14 protein-coding genes are annotated in these 18,649 nt (G+C 67.8%); 6 read left to right on the forward strand and 8 right to left on the reverse strand.

Going from position 1 to position 18,649, the window contains the following annotated elements; genetic code table 11:
* Nucleotides 1–17: 17 nt before the first annotated feature.
* The 3 genes from AC4EEO_RS12845 (at nt 18) to AC4EEO_RS12855 (ending at nt 2,081) form a co-directional block, all read left to right on the forward strand.
* Nucleotides 18–911 (forward strand): FAD-dependent oxidoreductase, encoded by an 894-nt coding sequence (locus tag AC4EEO_RS12845; RefSeq protein WP_491329592.1) that lies wholly within the window; start codon nt 18–20, stop codon nt 909–911.
* 133 nt (nt 912–1,044) lie between these two features.
* Nucleotides 1,045–1,764, forward strand: coding sequence for a deoxyribose-phosphate aldolase (deoC, locus tag AC4EEO_RS12850; RefSeq protein ID WP_133832162.1), 720 nt, complete (start codon nt 1,045–1,047; stop codon nt 1,762–1,764).
* Nucleotides 1,765–1,817: 53 nt separating this feature from the next.
* On the forward strand, nt 1,818–2,081 hold the full coding sequence (locus AC4EEO_RS12855; RefSeq protein ID WP_018762970.1) for a hypothetical protein: 264 nt from the start codon (nt 1,818–1,820) through the stop codon (nt 2,079–2,081).
* Between the two features lie 78 nt (nt 2,082–2,159).
* On the opposite strand, the gene AC4EEO_RS12860 is transcribed toward AC4EEO_RS12855, so the two are convergent.
* The gene (locus AC4EEO_RS12860; protein ID WP_491329591.1) at nt 2,160–2,975 is read right to left on the reverse strand and encodes a metal-dependent hydrolase; all 816 of its coding nucleotides are present in this window, start codon (nt 2,973–2,975) and stop codon (nt 2,160–2,162) included.
* Nucleotides 2,976–2,978: 3 nt separating this feature from the next.
* Nucleotides 2,979–6,674: a transcription-repair coupling factor gene (gene mfd, locus AC4EEO_RS12865; protein WP_243835492.1), complete on the reverse strand. Its 3,696-nt coding sequence runs from the start codon at nt 6,672–6,674 to the stop codon at nt 2,979–2,981.
* A 213-nt stretch (nt 6,675–6,887) separates the two neighbouring features.
* Between mfd and AC4EEO_RS12870 the strand changes: the two genes are divergently transcribed.
* Genes AC4EEO_RS12870 through AC4EEO_RS12880 form a run of 3 tightly spaced genes read left to right on the forward strand, consistent with a single transcriptional unit; the run spans nt 6,888 to nt 9,160 of the window.
* Entirely contained in the window at nt 6,888–8,393 is a 1,506-nt protein-coding gene (locus AC4EEO_RS12870; RefSeq protein ID WP_133832160.1) for an SDR family oxidoreductase, read from the forward strand.
* Between the two features lie 44 nt (nt 8,394–8,437).
* Entirely contained in the window at nt 8,438–8,935 is a 498-nt protein-coding gene (locus AC4EEO_RS12875; RefSeq protein ID WP_018762966.1) for a DUF2505 domain-containing protein, read from the forward strand.
* A 3-nt stretch (nt 8,936–8,938) separates the two neighbouring features.
* The gene (locus tag AC4EEO_RS12880) at nt 8,939–9,160 is read left to right on the forward strand and encodes an SCO4848 family membrane protein (RefSeq protein WP_018762965.1); all 222 of its coding nucleotides are present in this window, start codon (nt 8,939–8,941) and stop codon (nt 9,158–9,160) included.
* 89 nt (nt 9,161–9,249) lie between these two features.
* On the opposite strand, the gene sufU is transcribed toward AC4EEO_RS12880, so the two are convergent.
* The 6 genes from sufU to AC4EEO_RS12910 form a co-directional block, all read right to left on the reverse strand.
* Nucleotides 9,250–9,699 (reverse strand): Fe-S cluster assembly sulfur transfer protein SufU, encoded by a 450-nt coding sequence (gene sufU / locus AC4EEO_RS12885; protein WP_018762964.1) that lies wholly within the window; start codon nt 9,697–9,699, stop codon nt 9,250–9,252.
* A gap of 23 nt (nt 9,700–9,722) precedes the next feature.
* Nucleotides 9,723–11,048, reverse strand: a complete 1,326-nt coding sequence (locus AC4EEO_RS12890) for a SufS family cysteine desulfurase (protein ID WP_018762963.1) — start codon at nt 11,046–11,048, stop codon at nt 9,723–9,725.
* A 535-nt stretch (nt 11,049–11,583) separates the two neighbouring features.
* Nucleotides 11,584–14,175 (reverse strand): LuxR C-terminal-related transcriptional regulator, encoded by a 2,592-nt coding sequence (locus AC4EEO_RS12895; RefSeq protein WP_491338984.1) that lies wholly within the window; start codon nt 14,173–14,175, stop codon nt 11,584–11,586.
* A 52-nt stretch (nt 14,176–14,227) separates the two neighbouring features.
* Entirely contained in the window at nt 14,228–16,963 is a 2,736-nt protein-coding gene (locus AC4EEO_RS12900) for a helix-turn-helix transcriptional regulator (RefSeq protein ID WP_491338985.1), read from the reverse strand.
* 109 nt (nt 16,964–17,072) lie between these two features.
* Complete coding sequence (pth, locus tag AC4EEO_RS12905; protein WP_491338986.1) at nt 17,073–17,678, reverse strand: aminoacyl-tRNA hydrolase; 606 nt, start codon at nt 17,676–17,678, stop codon at nt 17,073–17,075.
* A 103-nt stretch (nt 17,679–17,781) separates the two neighbouring features.
* The gene (locus AC4EEO_RS12910) at nt 17,782–18,405 is read right to left on the reverse strand and encodes a 50S ribosomal protein L25/general stress protein Ctc (RefSeq protein WP_461841424.1); all 624 of its coding nucleotides are present in this window, start codon (nt 18,403–18,405) and stop codon (nt 17,782–17,784) included.
* Between the last annotated feature and the right edge of the window lie 244 nt (nt 18,406–18,649).

The following is an 18,649-nucleotide window of genomic DNA, read 5'->3' on the forward strand; positions in this document are numbered from 1 at the left end:
AGCGAAAGGGCCAGCACATGTCCGCTCCGGCACCCTCCCCGTCCACCTCCGAGGCAACCCGCATCGTCATCGCCGGGGCCGGACCGGCCGCCCAAGCCCTGGTTGCGCAGCTGGACCGCGCCCGTTTCACCGGAAGCATTACCGTACTGAGCAACCGGGACGACACTCCCGCCGAACTGCTGGAACTGGCCATGCTGCCCCAGGTTTCCGTGCGCTTCGGCCAGCCCGCAAGCCACATCGACGCCGCCAACCGCACCGTGGCCACCGCCGACGGCATGGAGTTCGCCTACGACCAGCTGGTCATCGCCACCGGCTCCGCCCCCGCTGCCAGCCCCGTGGACGGCGCCGCCCAGTGCCTGAGCTACTCCACCATCGACGACGCCCCGCGCATCGCCGAAGGCGTCCAGGAAGTCACCCGTGAACTGGGACGCAGGCCCGTCGGCATCCTCGTCGGCACGGGCGCGGCCGCCGGACAAGCCGAAGCCGTCCTCCGGGCCAAAGGCGTGCGGCCCATCCGCACAACGGCCCGGCCCGCCGCCGTCGTTCCTTCCGCTGTTCCGGGCGGATCCGCTTCCGGCCTGGCCTCCTCCGCCGTCGTCTTCGAGGACGGCAGCAGCATGACCGGAGACCTGGTGGTCCTGGCCGAGGAACGGGTCTCCCGTGACAGCCTCGCCGCCACGGCCGGGGTGCGGACGGCCGCCGGCGGCGGCATCGTGATCAGCCGCGACTTCCGCACGTCGGTCCCCGGCATTTGGGCCATCGGTGATGCTGCGGCGTTCGACGGCGTGCGGCTGGGCCTGCTGGTGGCGGCCGCGTCCGCGGCGGGGGCCTGCGCCACCCAGTTGCTGACCGCCGTTGCCACCGCAGTTCCGTCCGCCGCCGCCGTGCCGGCACTGCAGGTGGCCGCCTGACCGGCCCGGCCGGGGTTGTCCCGCGGCGTCCGCCACCGGGCTGCCGGTGCGGCCCCGGCGCGCTGTGACAAGATGGTTTCAGCAACGAGTCACCGACGCGCCGGGCCCACGAAGCCCCTCGAGAGGACCATCCATGAGCAATGAAGCCACCGTTCACGCAGGCACCGCCACACCGGCCGGTGACGGGAACATCGCCTCCTACATCGACCACACGCTGCTCAAGCCCGAAGCCTCGGAAGCCGAGGTGCTGAAAGTCTGCGCCGAGGCCGCCGAGTACGGGTTCAAGTCGGTCTGCGTCAACCCTGTCTGGGTCAAGACCGTCACCACCGCGCTGAAGGGCTCAGGGGTCCTCACCTGCTCCGTGGTCGGCTTCCCGCTGGGGGCGACCCCCACGGACGTGAAGTCCTTCGAGGCCCGCGGCGCGGTACTGGACGGCGCTGACGAGGTGGATATGGTGATCAACATCGCCGCTGCCCGGGCAGGCGACAAGGGCGCCCTGGCCGATGACATCGCCGCCGTGGCCGAGACCGTGCACGCCGGTGGCGCCATCCTGAAGGTCATCATCGAAACCGCGCTCCTGACCGACGAACAAAAGGTCCTGGCCTGCCAGGCGGCAGTGGAGGCCGGCGCGGACTTCGTCAAGACGTCCACAGGCTTCAACGGTGGCGGCGCCACCGTTGAAGACGTGGCGCTGATGCGCAAGGCCGTGGGCCCGAACGTGGGGGTCAAGGCCTCCGGCGGTGTACGGTCCCTGGCCGACGCTCAGGCTATGATTGCTGCAGGTGCAACACGAATCGGCGCCAGCTCCGGGATTGCCATCGTCAAGGGTGAACAGGGTTCAGCCGCTTACTGACCGGGACCGGACGGCCGCCACAGACCAAGCCCCGCGGGGCCGAGGAGGAACACATGTCCAGCAAGATCAACGCGTCCAGCCGGGACACGACGTCTAACCAGGACATGGTCCGCACCCCGCAGAACGAGAACAACACGGCCACCAGCGCTGTCCTTTTCGTGGTCAGCTTCGCCCTGTTCCTGGGCGCCATCTACTCCCTGTCCTTCCTCAGCCTGGACAACCCCTGGCCGATGGCGGTGTGCCTGGTCCTGTTCGCCCTGGCGTTCTGGATCCCGCAGACCATCCTCGGACGGTCTGACTCCGCAGGCGAGCACTGATCCCCACGCAGACAGCAAAGGACCCCGGACACGCCGTCCGGGGTCCTTTGCTGTCTGCTGCCCGAGGCCTTCCTGCTGCTAGAACCACTGCCTGATCCAAGCCCCCGCGGCGGCGGCCACCGGGCCCCAGTGGTCCCTGGCGATGGCCCAGCCGGCCATGGACATGCCCACCATGGCGTAGGCGCTGACCGGGATCAGCACCAGCCACTCCCGCTTGGATCCCGCCCGTCCCAGCAGGGGCACCGAGAGGGCGCCGTTGGGGCGCCAGACGTTCCGCAGCAGGGGCAGCCGGCGCAGCAGCCGGGGTGGCCTGATGACCAGCGGCCACAGCAGCGGCACTCCCCCGGTGGTGACCAGGTCGCCGACAATATGGACCACCACTCCGATCAGCATCGAGGTGGGCAGCCAGGTCCATTGGTCCGGCGCGAAGAACGTGACCAGGCCGGCCATCGCCAGGGCGAAAATCCAGTTCGAGATGAATCCACTCTTGGGAAAGAGTTTCAGCGCCTTGGCCGCGATGTTGATCAGGAACATGCACAGCAGCCCGGCGCCGACGGACAGGCGGCCCCAGGGGGTGTCCATATGGACCTGAGATGCCAGGCCGGCCAGGAACACGAACAGGGCGGCGCCCACGATGGAATGCGTGCCCTGCCGGTGGCCGCCGCTGGCGTTCTCGATGCCACGCGCGATCACATTGGACAGCGGCGGGAGCGAGTGCGCCACCGTGCTGGAGCGGTGGTCCCAGTCGCACACCAGGGCCGTGCCCGCCGTCGCCATCCCGCCGATGAGGATGCCGGTGGGATCCAGCGGATACCAGCCCAGTGTGTACGGTCCCGTGGACGCAACAGCAACCCACGCCGCGGCTCCCGACGCGGCGTGGTGTCCTCCCATCATCCCCTAACCGACGGTCAGGGGAGCATCGGAGAAGATGTTCCGGATCACGCCGTTGGCCCAGTCGAGGATCTCGGCGTCCTGCAGGTCCCGGCCGCCGATCCGTGCGGTTTTCGGTTTGGGGATGAGGACGGCGTCCAGGGCGGGCTTGGATTGGGCGCCCGGGTACATGCGGTTCAGTCGCATCACCTTGGATTCCGGCAGGGTGGCCGGGGAAAACTTGATGAAGTTGCCCTGCAGCGCGACGTCGGTCAGGCCGGCCTCGCGTGCACCCACCCGGAACCTGGCCACGGCCACGAGGTTCTGCGCCGGGAGCGGCAGTTCGCCGTAACGGTCCACGAGTTCCGCCATGACCTCGTCGATGGCCTCGTTGGTGACCGCGGAGGCGAGCTTCCGGTAGGCCTCCAGGCGCAGCCGCTCGCCGGGGACGTAGTCGTGCGGCAGGTGCGCGTTGACCGGCAGTTCGATCTTCATCTCCGCAGCCTTCTCTTCGGCTTCGCCGCGGAAGTCCGCCACGGCCTCGCCCACCAGGCGGATGTACAGGTCGAAGCCCACCCCCTGGATGTGCCCGGACTGTTCACCGCCCAGCAGGTTGCCGGCGCCACGGATCTCCAGGTCCTTCATGGCCAGCTGCATGCCGGCGCCCAGTTCGTTGTGCGCGGCCACAGCTTTGAGCCGCTCCAGGGCCACCTCGCCCAGCGGCTTTTCCGAGGGGTAGAGGAAGTAGGCGTAGGCGCGCTCCCGGCCACGGCCCACCCGGCCGCGGAGCTGATGCAGCTGGGACAGGCCGTACTTGTCCGCGCCATCGACGATCAGGGTGTTGGCGTTGGAGATGTCCAGCCCGGTCTCGATGATGGTGGTGCAGACCAGGACATCGAACCGCTTCTCCCAGAAGTCCACGATGATCTGCTCCAGCCGGCTCTCGGACATCTTGCCGTGCGCCACCTCCACGCGCGCCTCCGGCACCAGTTCGCGGATCTTCGCGGCGGTGCGTTCGATCGTGGACACCCGGTTGTGGACGAAGAACACCTGTCCTTCGCGCATCAGTTCGCGGCGGATCGCGGCGGAGGTCTGCTTGTCCGTGTACGGGCCCACATAGGTCAGCACCGGGTGCCGTTCCTCCGGCGGGGTGGCCAGGGTGGACGTTTCCCGGATGCCGGTCAGGGACATCTCCAGGGTGCGCGGAATCGGGGTGGCGCTCATGGCCAGGACGTCCACGTTGGTGCGCATCTTCTTCAGCGCTTCCTTGTGCTCGACGCCGAACCGCTGCTCCTCGTCCACGATCACCAGGCCAAGGTCCTTGAACTCGAAATCCTTGGAGAGCAGCCGGTGCGTGCCGATCACCACGTCCACCGTGCCGTTCTTCACGCCCTCGGCCGTCTCCTTGGCCTCCTTGGCAGCCTGGAAGCGGGACAGCGGCTTGACCCGCAGCGGGAAGCCGGAGAACCGTTCGGTGAACGTCTCATAGTGCTGCTGCGCGAGCAGGGTGGTGGGCACCAGCACGGCCACCTGCTTGCCGTCCTGGACAGCCTTGAACGCCGCCCGCACCGCAATCTCGGTCTTGCCGTAGCCGACGTCGCCGGAGACCAGGCGGTCCATGGGGATCTCCCGTTCCATGTCCGCCTTGACCTCGTTGATGGTGGTGAGCTGGTCGGGGGTCTCGACGTACGGGAAGGCCTCCTCCAGTTCCCGCTGCCAGGGCGTATCCGGGGCGAACGCGTGCCCGCGGGAGGCCATCCGGGCTGAGTAGAGCCGGATCAGTTCACCGGCGATTTCCTTGACGGCCTTCCGGGCCTTGGACTTGGTGCTGGCCCAGTCGGCGCCGCCCATCTTGCTCAGGACGGGAGCGTCACCGCCCACGTAGCGGGTCACCTGGTCGAGCTGGTCCGTGGGGACGAACAAGCGGTCGCCGGGCGCCCCGCGCTTGGCCGGCGCGTACTCCAGCACCAGGTACTCCCGCACGCCGTCACCGCCGCCGGCCACCTTCCGCTGGATCAGTTCCACGAACCGGCCGATGCCGTGCTGTTCGTGCACCACGTGGTCCCCGGCCACGAGCTGCAGCGGGTCGACGGCATTGCGCCGCTTGGAGGGCATCCGCCGCATGTCCTTGGTTGATCCGGCGGAGGTCCGGCCCAGGAGGTCGGCCTCCGTCAGCAGGCCCAGTTTGAGCCCGTCAAGGACAAACCCGCGGCCGACGGCGGCGGTGGTCACTTCGATGATGCCCGCCTGGGGTTCGTGGTCCAGGCTGTCCACCCGGGCGCACGGAATGTCGGCGTCATGGAAGAGCTCGGCCAGGCGCTGGGCCGGGCCGGGTCCTTCGGTAGCCACCACGATGCGCCACTGGTCGCGGACGTGCGAGCCGATGAACTCCATCATTTCCGCCACATCGCCCTGGTAGCCGCGGGGTTCGCGGGCATGCAGGTTCAGTACGTCGATCTCCGGAAGCAGCTCCGCGTCCTGCGCCAGGGAGGTAATGGACCACCAGGAGACCCCGTGCGCCAGGGCTGAGCCACGGGTTTCAGCCAGCGACCGGAAGCTCGCCGAATGCAGCGCCGCGCTGGCCTGGGAGCTGAGGTCCAGGGGCGCCGTCCCGCCGTCCGATGCCGTGGACCAGGCCGCCTCAAGGAACTCCTCGTTGGTGGCGGCGAGGTCGTGGGCGCGGGTGCGCACCTTCTCGGGTTCGATGACCACCGCGATGGAATCGGCGGGCAACTGGTCCACGAACGGCACCATCGCGTCCACCAGCACCGGGGCCAGGGATTCCATGCCTTCCACGGCGATGCCGCCGGCAATCTTTTCGAGCATGTCCGCCGCGGCCGGCAGCTGGGCCTTCAGCGTGGCGGCGCGGGACATCACGGACGGCGTGATGAGGATTTCCCGGCACGGCGGCGCATGCAGTTCCGCGGGGTGGTGGATGCCCGGGGCAGACAGCGATCGCTGGTCGGCAACGGCGAACCAGCGCATCTGGTCCACTTCGTCCCCGAAGAACTCCACCCGGATGGGGTGGTCCTCGGTGGGCGGAAAGACGTCGATAATGCCACCGCGGACCGCAAATTCGCCCCGGTGCGTCACCATGTCCACGCGGGCGTAGGCAGCGTCCGCGAGGCTCTTCACCACATCGGAAAACGGTACCTCCTGGCCCACTTTCAACGTGACCGGAACCAGGTCCCCCAGGCCGGCCACCACCGGCTGGACCACGGCGCGGACGGGCGCGACGACGACGCGCAGCCGGGCCGTCGTCGAACTTTCCGGATGGGCCAGGCGGCGAAGGACCGAGAGCCGGCGGCCCACGGTATCCGAGCGCGGCGAGAGCCGCTCGTGCGGAAGGGTCTCCCAGCTGGGGAACTCGGCCACGGTGTCCGCCGGCAGGTACGCGCGCAGGGCCGCGGCGAGGTCCTCGGCTTCCCTGCCCGTGGCGGTCACGGCAAGCACAACGCCCGGTTCACCGCTGTCCGCCGCTGCTGCCAGGCCGTCTGCCATCTCCGCCAGCAGCACGGGCCTCAAGCCCGCAGGGGCGCTGATCTGGTAATCCTGTCCACGGACCTCGAAGCCCCGTGCGGCCTCGGCCCGGACCCGGCCGAATGTCCGGTCCGGCTCCAAGGCACGGCGCAGGCCATCCAGCGTGGGGACCGCGCCGGACGTGCCGGCGCGGGTTTTGCCGGTGCTGGACGTGCCGGCGGCGGACTGGCCGGAAAGACTCATGGCAGTAGCTCCTGTGCTGTTCATCAAAATCGCAGGCAACGCGAAAACCCGAAATTCGCTGCGAATCCCGGGGAACTTCCAGCCTACCGCGCGGGACCGACATGGCAGTCCCGCGATTGCGGGCCTAGGCTGGCAGTGCCATCGCATTCGGCGTCGGAGCAGCCGTCCGGACAAGCCGCCGCTCCGAACCACAAGGGACGAACAGGAGCCAGTATGAGCGAAATGACTGCCCGGCCTACATCAAAGACCGTCCTTGTCACCGGTGCCACCGGGTACATCGGCGGCCGGCTCGTGCCACGGCTGCTGGAAGCGGGCCATACGGTCAAGGTCCTGGTCCGCTCCCCCGACAAGATCGCCGGTGTGCCCTGGCGCACCGAGGTGGACGTGGTGGAAAGCAGCCTTGACGACGGCGACGCCCTCCGCGCAGCCCTTGCCGGCGTCGACGTCTTCTACTACCTGGTGCACTCCATGGCGGCAGGGGCCGGTTTCGAGGCGAAGGAAAAAGCGATGGCCCGGACGGCGGCGGATGCTGCCACGGCGGCGGGCGTCCACCGGATTGTCTACCTGGGCGGCCTGCACCCGAAGGGGGTGGAGCTGTCCACCCACATGCGCTCACGCGAGGCCGTGGGCAAGGTCTTCCTGGACAGCCCGGTGGATTCGATCGTGTACCAGGCGGGCGTGGTGATCGGTTCCGGCTCCGCTTCCTTCGAAATGATCCGGCACCTGTCCGAGACCCTGCCCCTCATGCCCGCACCAAGCTGGGTGCGCAACCGGATCGAAGCCATCGCCGTCCGCGATGTGCTCTATTACCTGGTGGCTGCGGCATCGCTGGAGGGTCCCATCAACCGGACCTTCGACATCGGCTGCCGGCAGGTGCTGACCTACGCCAAGATGATGCAGGAGTACTCAGCCGTGGCCGGCCTGCCTTACCGGGTGGTGTTGGCGCTGCCTGTGCCGGCGCCCAAGCTGGCCGGCATGTGGGTGGCCCTGACAACCCCCATCCCATGGTCCATGGCGGTCCCCCTGGTCCAGTCGTTGCAACATGACGCCGTGTCCAACGAGCACGACATCGACCAGTTCATTCCGCAGCCCGACGGCGGCCTCACGCCCTACCGCACCGCGGTGGCCTTGGCGCTGGGCAAGGAACGGGACGGCCAGGTGGAGACCACGTGGGCGAACGCCGGCGCGGATTCAGACCCGCTGCCCAGCGACCCCGAGTGGGCCGGGCACAAGGTCTACATCGACGAACGGACGTTCCACGGAGACGTGGACCCGGCGCACGTCTGGACCATCATCGAGGGGATCGGCGGCCGCAACGGCTGGTACTCGCTGCCCTTGGCCTGGCAGGTGCGGGGCTGGCTGGATAAATTGACCGGCGGCGCCGGGCTGCTGCGGGGCCGCCGGCACCCGCACTCCTTGGCCGCCGGCGAGGTGGTGGACTGGTGGCGGGTGGAGCGGATCGACCGCGGCAGGCTGCTCCGGCTGCGGGCAGAAATGCGCGCGCCCGGCCGTGCCTGGCTGGAGCTCTCCGTGGAGCCGGACGGCGGAGGCAGCCGGTACCGGCAGCGGGCCATTTTCTTCCCGAAGGGTTTGAGCGGACGGCTCTACTGGCTGGCCGTACTTCCCTTCCACAGCCTGATCTTCCCGGCCATGGCCCGGAACATCACCGCGGCAGCCCAAAAACTGGCCGATGCGGAGCGCGCAGAGGTGACCCCGTAGGATGTTGGAGGCGTAAATCCTTTCCCGACGTCCCAGGAGGACCCATGGCGCTGAGCGCAACCACCACCCTTCCGCACTCCGTTGACAGCGTTGCCGCTGTGCTGGTGAACGAGGATTTCCAGCGCCACGTCAGCCGGCTGGTGGGCGGCGAACTGGAGTCCTTCAAGGTCGACGGCGACACCGCCGGGGCGTTCAGCGCCACGTCGGTGCGGACGTTGCCCACCACCCGGCTGCCCGAGATTGCCCGCAAGTTTGTCGGTGAGCACCTCAAAGTGACCCAGGTGGAAAACTGGGACGCCCCCGCCGCTGATGGCTCCCGCCAGAGCAACATCTCGCTGAAGATCGCCGGCGCCCCGGTGGATGTCACGGCCGTGCAGCGGCTGGTGGCCGACGCCGGTGGAACCCGGGTGGAGCTTGAGGGCGCCGTGAAGTCCTCCGTTCCGTTCCTGGGCGGCAAGATCGCCGATGCCGCCGAGCCCATGGTGGCCAAGGCGTTGAACCTGCAGGCCACGCAGGCGCAGGCCTGGCTGGAAAGCCACTAGTCCATGGAGCTGCCCGTTTTCGCTGCGCTGGTCCTGATTGTCGCCGGCGTCTGGTCGCTGGTGGTCTGGCCGCAGTTCCTGCGCCGGGTCATGAACGATCCCCGTGCCCGCGACACTGCCGGCAAGGCCACCAAATTCCTGACCGTGCACGTGGTGCTGGTCAGCATCTCCATGGTGCTGGGACTCGCCACCGCAGTCATCGGCGTCCTGGGACTGCTGGGCTGACCCTTCCGCGCGGCAGCACGGCTCCGGCATGACACAGCCCGGGCCTTCCTCCAGAACGAGGAAGGCCCGGGCTGTTCTGTTCCCTGCGGTTATGCCGCCTGGTTGAGCGCGTCCTCCGCCGCCACCCAGGAGATCATGGCGCACTTGACCCGGGCCGCGTAGCGGGCAACCCCCTCGAAGGCAGCGGCGTCCCCCAGCAGTTCGGGATCGGCCTGGACCTTGCCGCGTGAGCGGAGCACCTCGCGGAAGCTCTCGATCACCTGGTGCAGTTCGGCAACGGTCATGCCGTCGGCGAGTTCGGAGAGAACCGACGCCGAGGCCATGGAAATGGAGCAACCGGCTCCGTCCCACGCCACCTGGACCACCTTGCCGTCCTGCACCGCCAGCCGCAGGGTGACTTCGTCTCCGCATACCGGGTTGAGCTGGTGGGACTGGCCTGTTGCCGCGCCGGCCGGGGCATCGGTGGCGGCCAGCCCGCTGCCGTGGCGGGCCTTGGAATGGTCCAGGATGATCTGCTGGTACAACTGGTCGAGGCTCATGGTGTCACCCTTCGTGTTCTCCGCTAGGCGCGGAAGTAGGCCCTGACGCCGGCCACGGCTTCAAGGAAGCGGTCCACGTCGTCGGTGGTGTTGTACAGGTAGGCGCTGGCGCGGGTGGTGGCGGTCAGTCCCAGCCGCCGGTGCAGCGGCTGGGCGCAGTGGTGCCCGACGCGCACGGCGATCCCGCGGGAGTCCAGGAATTGCCCGACGTCGTGGGCGTGGACGCCTTCGACGTCGAACGCGGCAAGGCCGATCCGCTCCCTGCCTGCGGCCGGGCCAAGGACCCTGACACCGGGAATGGCCTCAAGGCCCACCACCATGCGCTGGCCGAGTTCGGACTCCCAGGCGTGGATCCGGTCCAGCCCGGTCTCGGTGAGGTAGTTGGCCGCGGCGGCCAATGCCACGGCCTGGGAGATGCGCTGGGTACCGGCTTCGAAGCGTTGTGGTGCCGGCAGGTACTCTGCCCGCTCCATGGTGACGGTGGTGATCATGGATCCGCCGGTCAGGAACGGCGGCAGGATGTCCAGCAGTTCCTGCCGTCCGTACAGCACGCCGATGCCCGTGGGGGCGAGCATTTTGTGGCCCGAGAGGACCGCGAAGTCCACGTCCAGTTTCTTGACGTTCAAGGGCAGGTGCGGGGCGGACTGGCAGGCGTCCAGGACCACGAGGGCGCCGGCGGCGCGGCCCAGGGCCGTCAATTCCTGCACCGGGTTGATGATGCCCAGCACGTTGGAGGCATGGGTGAAGGCCAGGACCTTTGTCCGGGGTCCGATGACTGAGGCCGCAGCGTCCATGCGCAGGCTGCCGTCGTCATCGATGGGAATATGCCGGAGCGTCGCCCCGGTACGGAAAGCCAGCTCCTGCCACGGAATAAGGTTGGCGTGGTGCTCCATCTCCGTCACCACGATCTCGTCGCCGGGCCCCAGCGCCAGTTCCCGCAGGCCGCGATCGCCGCGGCCTTGGGCAGCCCAAAGGGCGGCGTTGGACAGGGCGTAGCTGATGAGGTTCAGCCCCTCAGTGGCGTTCGAGGTCCAGATGGTCTCTTCATAGCCGGCCCCGATGAAGTCGGCGATGGTTTGCCGGGCATCCTCAAAGACTTCGGTGGCCTCCACCGCAAGATGGTGTGCGCCGCGGTGCACGGCAGCATTGCGCTGTTCGTAGAACTCCTGTTCGGCTTCGATGACGCTGACCGGGTTCTGCGAGGTGGCGCCGGAGTCAAGGTAGACCAGCGGCTGGCCGTTGACCAGCTGGTTCAGCACGGGGAAGTCGTTGCGGATGCGCAGCACTTCCGCGTTGTCCATGGCCGGCAGGGCACGTTCCAGCGTGGCTGGCGTTGATACTACGGCCAAAACGAACTCCTTGGGCTGCCAATGTTTGACACCCAATTGTCCCACAACACGGCTGTGGCGGCCGCCCGGAGGGGCTGCCGCCACCGCTGCCCCGGGCTTCGGCCGAGGGAGCAGAGGGCCGGCGACGGCTGGGGGGAGAGTCTCGGTCTCAGAAGACTCTGACGTCGCCGGCCCCGTCTGTGCCCGGTCCGTGGGGACCGGAAATATGAGGGGCCTCAATGTCCTGATCGGCTGCTCCGCGGCTTCCAGCCTGCCGCTTTGCTTTGCCTCCTTAAGTAAATCCGGTAGCGCCCTCCCGTACACGAGTAGGGTGTACTCGAATCCTCGGGGGTGCACTACCGGGCCGCGGCCAGGTAGCCATGCACAGGCGCATGCTGCGGCCGGGGTGTGGTTCCGCCGCGAGCGGAACGGCGGTCACAGGGCACCCGCGGCGCGGTGACGTACGGCGCGTGGAAACGGCGCCGCAGGGCACCAACGGCGAGGGGGCGGCCGACGGCGGCCGTCGCGGGCAGGTACCGGGGAAGGGCGGCCGGGACTACTTGGGCAGGGCCGTCTCCAGCTCATCGCGGCTGCGGACGCCAAGCTTGACGTAAGTACGGTACAGGTGCCCTTCCACCGTGCGCACCGACACCATCAGGCGCTGGGCGATCTCCCGGTCGGTCAGTCCCTGGACGGCAAGTTCGACGATGTCCTGCTCCCGGCGGGTGAGGTGGACCGCGGGTGCGGCGGCGATGAAGCGTCCCTCGCGGAAGCGCTCGCCGAGTTCGTGGTCGCACTTTTCCCGTTGGGCCACCGCCTGCCGGGACCGGCGGCGTTCGCCTGCCTGTTCCAGCACCGTGCTGGCACGGGCATAAGCCTCCCGGGCCAGGTTGACAAAGGCTGCTTCCTCCAGCGAGGCAGCCGTTGCCATCAGGGTGTCGCCGTCGGCGTTTTCCCACGCCGTGGCCAGGGTCAGCAGCGCCTCCGCCCAGCGGCCTTCCACGCCGCGGGCAACCGTCTGGACCATGGGGATCACCGAGGGGTCCCCGAGGTCCCAGCACATGGCCAGGACTTCGAGGAGGTTGCCGGCCCTTGCGGCTGCCTCCGGCGTCGTCATGAGCGTCTGCAACGCAGCCAGCCCCTTGCCGTCACGGGCGGTGTACTCTGCCCCCGCTGCCACGTACGCCTCGGCCAGGAGGTCATGTGCGGGGCCGCCGGCGAAGGCGTCCTTGTGATCCTGTTCCAGCCGTCTTGCCTGTTCAGCATCCCCGAGACGGGCCGCCACGTAATAGCCCAGCGCTGTACCGAACCGGTACAGCTGCAACGGATCGTTGAGCCTCAGGGCTTCCACGGCGGGCAGCAGGACCTGGTAGGCCCGCTCCATCCGGCCCTGGCGAAGCAGGGAGTAGCCGCGGAGTACGTTCAGGCTCCCGTCGAAAATGGCCGCACTGGCGCCGTGGCCTGCCGCGTAGCCGTTCAGTTCCCGCTCGGCCGATTCCCATTCGCCCATGGCCAGGTAGTTGGAGACCAGCCGTCCCAGCACGAACTCAGGGAAGAAGAACAGGCTGCCTTCGAGCGGAGGAAGCTCCGACGCCGCCATCATGGCAGCATCCAAGCCCTGGACGGGACGCCCTGCAGCGGCCAGGGCATGGGCCAGGAGCGCCTCAGCCAGGGCACGCAGCGGCTCTCCCCCGGAGCCCGCTGCGCCGCGTTTCCTGATCCTGTCGACTTCCTCGCCAAGTGCCTGGACGTTGACCTCGGCCCCAAGCTGCAGCACTTGCAGAAGCTCCGCCTGCCAGCTGCCATCCTGGCCGAATTGGGCGATGGCCCGCTCCACGTCCTCCGCTACATCTGCCAGCAGCCGGCCATTGGCCTGGTGTGCCGAAACCCGGAGCACCAGGGCTGCCGGCCCTTGCGGGTCCCCGGCCAGCGGGAGCCAGCACTCGTCCAGGAGGGCCGCTGCTTCCTGGTAGGAGCCCTCGTTATACAGGGCCCGGGCCTGGACCGCCTGGGCCAAGGGGATCAAGGCGGGGTTGCGGATCTTGGCCGCGATGGACCGCGCGCTGTGGTTGCGGTACGCGAGCAACGCCACTTTGGCGGCGGCCAGCAACTCGTCGTCGCCGACCCGGAGGCCACACTCCAGCGCCCATTCCACCGAACGGAGCCGGCCTTCCCCCTGCAGCAATCCGGGGTCCTGGTGTGCCTTGACCTTCTCCAAGAGCTGGAGGCTCCGGGAGACCGATACCGTGTTCCTGATGGCGCCGGCGAAGAGCGCGTTCCAGAGGTAAAGTTCCGCGGGAACGCCGGGGGTCTCCACGATCATCTGCTGGTCCAGCAGGGACCGGACCACCGCTGCCCCACTGATGTCTTCGATGACCTTGCGGCCCACCGGGCCGGCCAGGGCAATAAGCTTCAGGGCTTCCTGTTCCTCGGGTCCGCGGCGCAGGTGGTCTTTGGCAACCACCGCTGCCAGCCGGGGCCCGTCGGCAGGAAGGTCCCCGAGCAGGATCCAGATGCCGTTGCGTTTGGCCAGTACCCCGGCTTCCGCGGAGTCATGCAGCAAGGCGTCAAGGATCCGTGGATTTCCGCTCGAAGCGCTCCACATGGCGTCCACCGTGGCAGCCGGAACGGTCCCGTCCAGGACGTGGGCCAGGACTTCCTCTATCTGCTCGCGGTTCAGGGGCCGAAGATCGACGCGCTCGGCAAGGCCGTCGTACCAGAGCTGCTCCAGCGGCTGCGGAAGGCCGGGCCGGGGCCGCGCGGCCGCCAGCACGGTTGCCCAGCCCGCCGAAATCAGCTCAGCCAGTACCCCTGCCGAGGCCTTGTCCAGGTGATGTGCGTCGTCCACCGCGAGCAGGACTGCCGAGCCGTTACCGGCTTTCAGCTTTTCAAAGTAGGACCACATTGACCGCAACACGGCCACCGGCGAGACCGACTCCTCAGCCGTGAGTTCCCCGGTATAGGGGGTCAGGACCCCGAAGGGCACCCCGGAGAGCGCGGAACTGGCATGGATGCGCACCACGTTCAGGTGCCCGGCGAGCCGTTCGGTGACGGCGTCGGTCACCGCCGATTTTCCAATCCCCGGGCCTGCCATGACGAAGACCGCATGGCTGGTGCCATTGCGCACCAGGTTGCAGATCCGGTCCACGGGCTCCCGCCGTCCGGTCAGGAGCCGATGGGCAGATGTGGGTTTGTGGCCATTAGACGAGTCCAGTCAGATCACCCCTTGAAGTTACGCCCAGCTTGGTGAACACCTGGTACAGGTGGCCTTCGACGGTGCGGACTGAGACACCCATTTCCAGGGCGATGTCACGGTTTGAGGCACCCCTGCCGGCCATTCGTGCAATCTGCCGCTCACGGCTGGTCAACAGCGGGCTGCCGCTGCTGGGCACGATGGGGAGGTTGGCTACCGTGGCGGCCAGGATGTCCAGCCGTGCCTGCGCGGTCCGGGCCGACAGGGCATCCCCGTCCTGGCGCGCAAAGTCCACCGCCAGTGCCATGCAGCGGGCTTCGACGGCGTCGAGTTCCAGGGTGGCCGCGAGTTCGCCGCCGGCGAGCAGCGCCTTGGCGTCCTTTGTCCGGCTTCCCACGGCGATCAGCCGGGATACTTCGGCCAGCGGGCCTTGCCGGTGGCCCGCGATCTCCTCCAGGAAGCGGAAGTCGGCATCGCTGCCGTTCACCGTTGCCGCCAGCAGGTAGATCCCGGCCATGGCATACCGGCCCGCTTCTGCGTTCGCGCGGGCCCCCTGCTTGAGGCTGGTGACGGCGTCGGAGTCGCCCAGCCACCGTCCGGCCACGAGTGTGCAGAACTCGATGATGCTCTCCACGGCAAACCCTGACCTGCCGGGCATCCGCTGGACTTTCGTCAGGTACTTGCGTGACAGCGCGGCGTTTCCGGTCTGGGCGTAGGCCAGGGCCGTGGCCGCGTACGCGGTGCGCAGCGCACCCTGGACCGGTTGCAGCTCCAGCTGCGCTGCGGCAGAAATCAGGGGTTCCAGGGCAGCTTCGCCCCGGCCGGAAAACGCGAAAGCTATTCCGGCAGCGATTTCCGTGGCCGCGCTGCGGTAAGGAAGCCGGAAGGGCTGGCCGGCGCTGAACGGGGCCATGAGGTCAATGCAGCGCCGCCACTGGCCGGCCATCAAAAGAACGAAGTAGGCCTCCCGCGTGTACCGTTCCCGCAGGCCCACAATGTGCGAGGCATCGCTGAGTTGGCCACCGATCTGGCGCACGAGGCCCAGGGCATCCATCTCCCGGCCCGTCATGGCCAGGGCGCTCATCAGGATGATGGCGCACTGGAGCCGGTAGCCGGTGTCAGGGTTGGCGGCTGGGTCAACGGCCCGCTCAAGGTCGGGAATCATGGCGGCGTACCTTCCCGCGTGCGCCTGGTACTCGAATTCGCTCAGCGAAATGCGGTTGGCCGCCACCGCGGCAGGAGCAGGCCAGTCCTGGTGGTCTCCCGCAGTGGCCAGGCGTTCGCGGGCCGAGGCGAAGAGCTCCCCGACCGAGCCGGACCGTTCCGGAAGGCAGAGCATGACCCGCGCCTTGGCGGCCACCACCTGGGCGTACTCTTCGAGGTCGAGGGCCTCAAGTTCAGGTTGGGTAATGTCCTCAAGGGCGGCCAGGGCCTGGACCGCCATGTCCAGCTGCAGGTACGCGGCGGCCTTTTGCCGCTGCGCGGATGCCCACAAGGCATCCGTCCGCTGGATCATCTCCGCATAGGTCAACGCGAACCGGGGGTCGAAGAGCTGGACGGCGGCCTGGGCGGCCGCAAGCGCCAGTGCCGGGCTGAGTTCCGCCTCGCATTCATGGGTCCACGCGGCGAACGACATCAGTTCATCGACGGTCATGGCCGCGGGGTCGGGCTCCTCGCCGCCCAGCAGCACGGAGCGGAGCTCCCGCCGCCGGGAAATGCTCAGCCAGGTCCTGACGACGTCGCCAATGTACTTCTCCCGCAGCGACACCCAGCGGTACTCGGAGTCGTCGATCTCGAGCAGCCCGGCGTCCTCCATGTCCGCCACGACGTCGGCGCCATAGATGGCAGTCAGCCGGGACAGTTCTACCCGGCGGGCGCAGGACAACATTTCAATGACTTCGCGGGTCTCCGGTGTTTCCCTTGTCCAGCGCGACCTGACGATGTCATCCAGGCTCGCGGCGCCGTCGAGCACCACCTTGTCCCGGAGCGTCCAGACGGATTCGGACAGCACGAGGTTCCCGGAAAGCTGTTGCTCGGTAACCAGGGCTTTGAGCAGCAGGGGGTTGCCGCCCACCATCTGGTGGTAGGTGGTGACCAGGGACGATGCGACGCGGTGCCCCAGCAGGGACAGCAGGACCTGCCGGGTCTGCAATTCGTTGAGGTTGCTGAGCCTGACTTCGGTGAGCTTGCGGTCCGTCAGGAGCCAGTGGAAATCCGCCGGCAGGTCACTGGCTTTGGGAGCGACGGCGATGATCCTTGCCGTGCCGGTCAGCAACACGTTCAACAGCACGCCGGCACTCATGTCGTCGACAGTGCCGGAGGTGTCCAGCGTGATGATGCAGGGCCTGCCCGCCGCATCGCTGCGGATCAGGGAGGTGATCCCGCGCAGGATGGCAGTGGGTGAACCCATGTAGGCCTGCGGCAACCGGGCCAGGAGGAAGGAGAGGCAGCCATACGGGGTATTGGAGCCCGAGGGTGCGCTCCGGAGCTGCAGCGACCAGATGTCCGGGCCCAAGTCGGCGACTGCCGCCCTGGCCAGGGAGGACTTCCCCACCCCGCGGGCGCCTGTGATGACCGCTCCGAAGGAGTTTTCGCTTGTCAACGCTGTGCGGACGGCGTCAAGGTTGGCACTTCGTGCCGGCACGGACCATTGCCGGCCCTCCGGCGCTGCGGAGGATCCCGTGGCCAGCCCATCACCCTGAGGTGTTGACCCACGTCCCCAGCTGAGTGGCTCGATTGACATGAACTTGTCCCCTACATCCTGCAATAGCGGGATGTAGCCCCATTGCTCCCCCGCATAGGAAGAAGAGTACCCCTTGCCACTGACAAGGAAACAGGGCACAAGGGAACTTTTACGATTCTGCTTGGCGTGATCCGGACTTGGCGGGGTGGAATTTCTGCTGCGTGGCAGTGAGTCCTTCCCGGAGCAAGGACTCAACGGCGTCCGCTGCGTCGTCGAGCAGGAAGGGCAGTTCCTTCCGTTCCGCGGTGCCGAAGTCGCGCAGGACGTAGTCTGCCGTATCCATCCGCCCGGGCGGCCGGCCAACTCCCACCCGGACGCGCAGGTAGTCCTTGGTGTCGAGTGCTTTGGAGATGTCGCGCAGGCCGTTGTGGCCGCCTTCGCCGCCGCCGAGCTTGAGTTTCACCGTGTTGAAGGGGATGTCAATCTCATCGTGGACGGCCACCACGTGGTCGGCGGCGATCCCGTAGAAGTTGGCGAGGGCAAACACGGGCCCGCCGGAGACGTTCATGTACGTCATCGGTTTGGCCAGGACCACCCGCGGACCGCCGATTCCCAGGCGGCCCTCAACGACCTGGGCGCGGGCTTTGTGGGCCTTGAAACCCGCGCCCATCCGGGAGGCGAGTTCATCGAGGACCATCTGGCCAATGTTGTGCCTGTTGCCTTGGTACTGCGCCCCGGGGTTGCCGAGGCCGACGATCAGCCAGGTATCAGTCATGGATCAATCCTATGGGGGCGGTTGGGGCGGGAACGGCGCCGTGCGGACACGACAGTGGCCGGCCCCGTGCGGGGTCCGGCCACTGTCAGGGAGTGCGGAGTGCTTACTCTGCGGCTGCTTCTTCGGCTGCCTCGGAAGCTTCCTCGGCTGCGCCCTCGGACGCACCTTCGGTTTCCTCTTCCTCTGCGATTTCAACGGCCTCGGAGATGTTGACGACCAGCGCCTCGGCGTCGGTCAGCAGGACGGTGCCCTTGGGCAGGACCAGGTCGGAGCCGTGGATGTGCTCGCCGGCGCCACGGCCTTCGATGCTCACGACGACGGACTCGGGCAGGTGGGTGGCCTCGGCTTCGAGGGACACGACCGTCAGTTCCAGGTTGTGGACGGTGCCGGGAGCAGATTCGCCCTCAACGTGCACGGGAACGTCGACGGTCACCTTCTCGCCCTTGCGGACGGTCAGGAGGTCGATGTGCTCGATGATCTGCTTTACGGGATCACGCTGGATGTCCTTGACCAGGGCCAGGTGGCCTTCGCCGTTGATGTCCAGGGACAGCAGGGCGTTGGCGGTGCGGACAGCCAGGGTGGTGGCCTTGGCCGGGAGGGTGACGTGGATGGGCTCTGCGCCGTGGCCGTAGATGACGGCCGGGATCAGGTTGGCCATCCGTGCGCGGCGGGCGTAGCCCTTGCCGAATTCGGTGCGCAGTTCTGCTGCGAGCTTCTGCTCAGACATGGAAATCTCCTTGAAGACGAAACGGTGTTCAGCAAGGGCGGAGGTCTGGTGTGACCTTCAACGCCGGGCGGTCGGTAAGCGGCCCTTCAAGAAGGCAGTCCCTCTCATCAAGGGACAAGCAGACCCAGTCGATAACGGAGACTTTGCTCTCCCTCGCCAAGGTATCGGGGTCAAGCCTACCAGCGCCGGGCCCGAATATTGAAAACGATGAGGCGTCGTTGGTTGCCTGCCGAAACCGCTGTCC

Source organism: Pseudarthrobacter sp. MOO13 (assembly GCF_058267655.1).

What these genes read in the sequence shown, in the direction of transcription:
- AC4EEO_RS12845 (WP_491329592.1), top strand. Translation starts at nt 18, where the DNA reads ATGTCCGCTCCGGCACCCTCCCCGTCCACCTCCGAGGCAACCCGCATC.
- deoC (WP_133832162.1), top strand. Translation starts at nt 1,045, where the DNA reads ATGAGCAATGAAGCCACCGTTCACGCAGGCACCGCCACACCGGCCGGT.
- AC4EEO_RS12855 (WP_018762970.1), top strand. Translation starts at nt 1,818, where the DNA reads ATGTCCAGCAAGATCAACGCGTCCAGCCGGGACACGACGTCTAACCAG.
- AC4EEO_RS12860 (WP_491329591.1), bottom strand. Translation starts at nt 2,975, where the DNA reads ATGATGGGAGGACACCACGCCGCGTCGGGAGCCGCGGCGTGGGTTGCT.
- mfd (WP_243835492.1), bottom strand. Translation starts at nt 6,674, where the DNA reads ATGAGTCTTTCCGGCCAGTCCGCCGCCGGCACGTCCAGCACCGGCAAA.
- AC4EEO_RS12870 (WP_133832160.1), top strand. Translation starts at nt 6,888, where the DNA reads ATGAGCGAAATGACTGCCCGGCCTACATCAAAGACCGTCCTTGTCACC.
- AC4EEO_RS12875 (WP_018762966.1), top strand. Translation starts at nt 8,438, where the DNA reads ATGGCGCTGAGCGCAACCACCACCCTTCCGCACTCCGTTGACAGCGTT.
- AC4EEO_RS12880 (WP_018762965.1), top strand. Translation starts at nt 8,939, where the DNA reads ATGGAGCTGCCCGTTTTCGCTGCGCTGGTCCTGATTGTCGCCGGCGTC.
- sufU (WP_018762964.1), bottom strand. Translation starts at nt 9,699, where the DNA reads ATGAGCCTCGACCAGTTGTACCAGCAGATCATCCTGGACCATTCCAAG.
- AC4EEO_RS12900 (WP_491338985.1), bottom strand. Translation starts at nt 16,963, where the DNA reads ATGTCAATCGAGCCACTCAGCTGGGGACGTGGGTCAACACCTCAGGGT.
- pth (WP_491338986.1), bottom strand. Translation starts at nt 17,678, where the DNA reads ATGACTGATACCTGGCTGATCGTCGGCCTCGGCAACCCCGGGGCGCAG.
- AC4EEO_RS12910 (WP_461841424.1), bottom strand. Translation starts at nt 18,405, where the DNA reads ATGTCTGAGCAGAAGCTCGCAGCAGAACTGCGCACCGAATTCGGCAAG.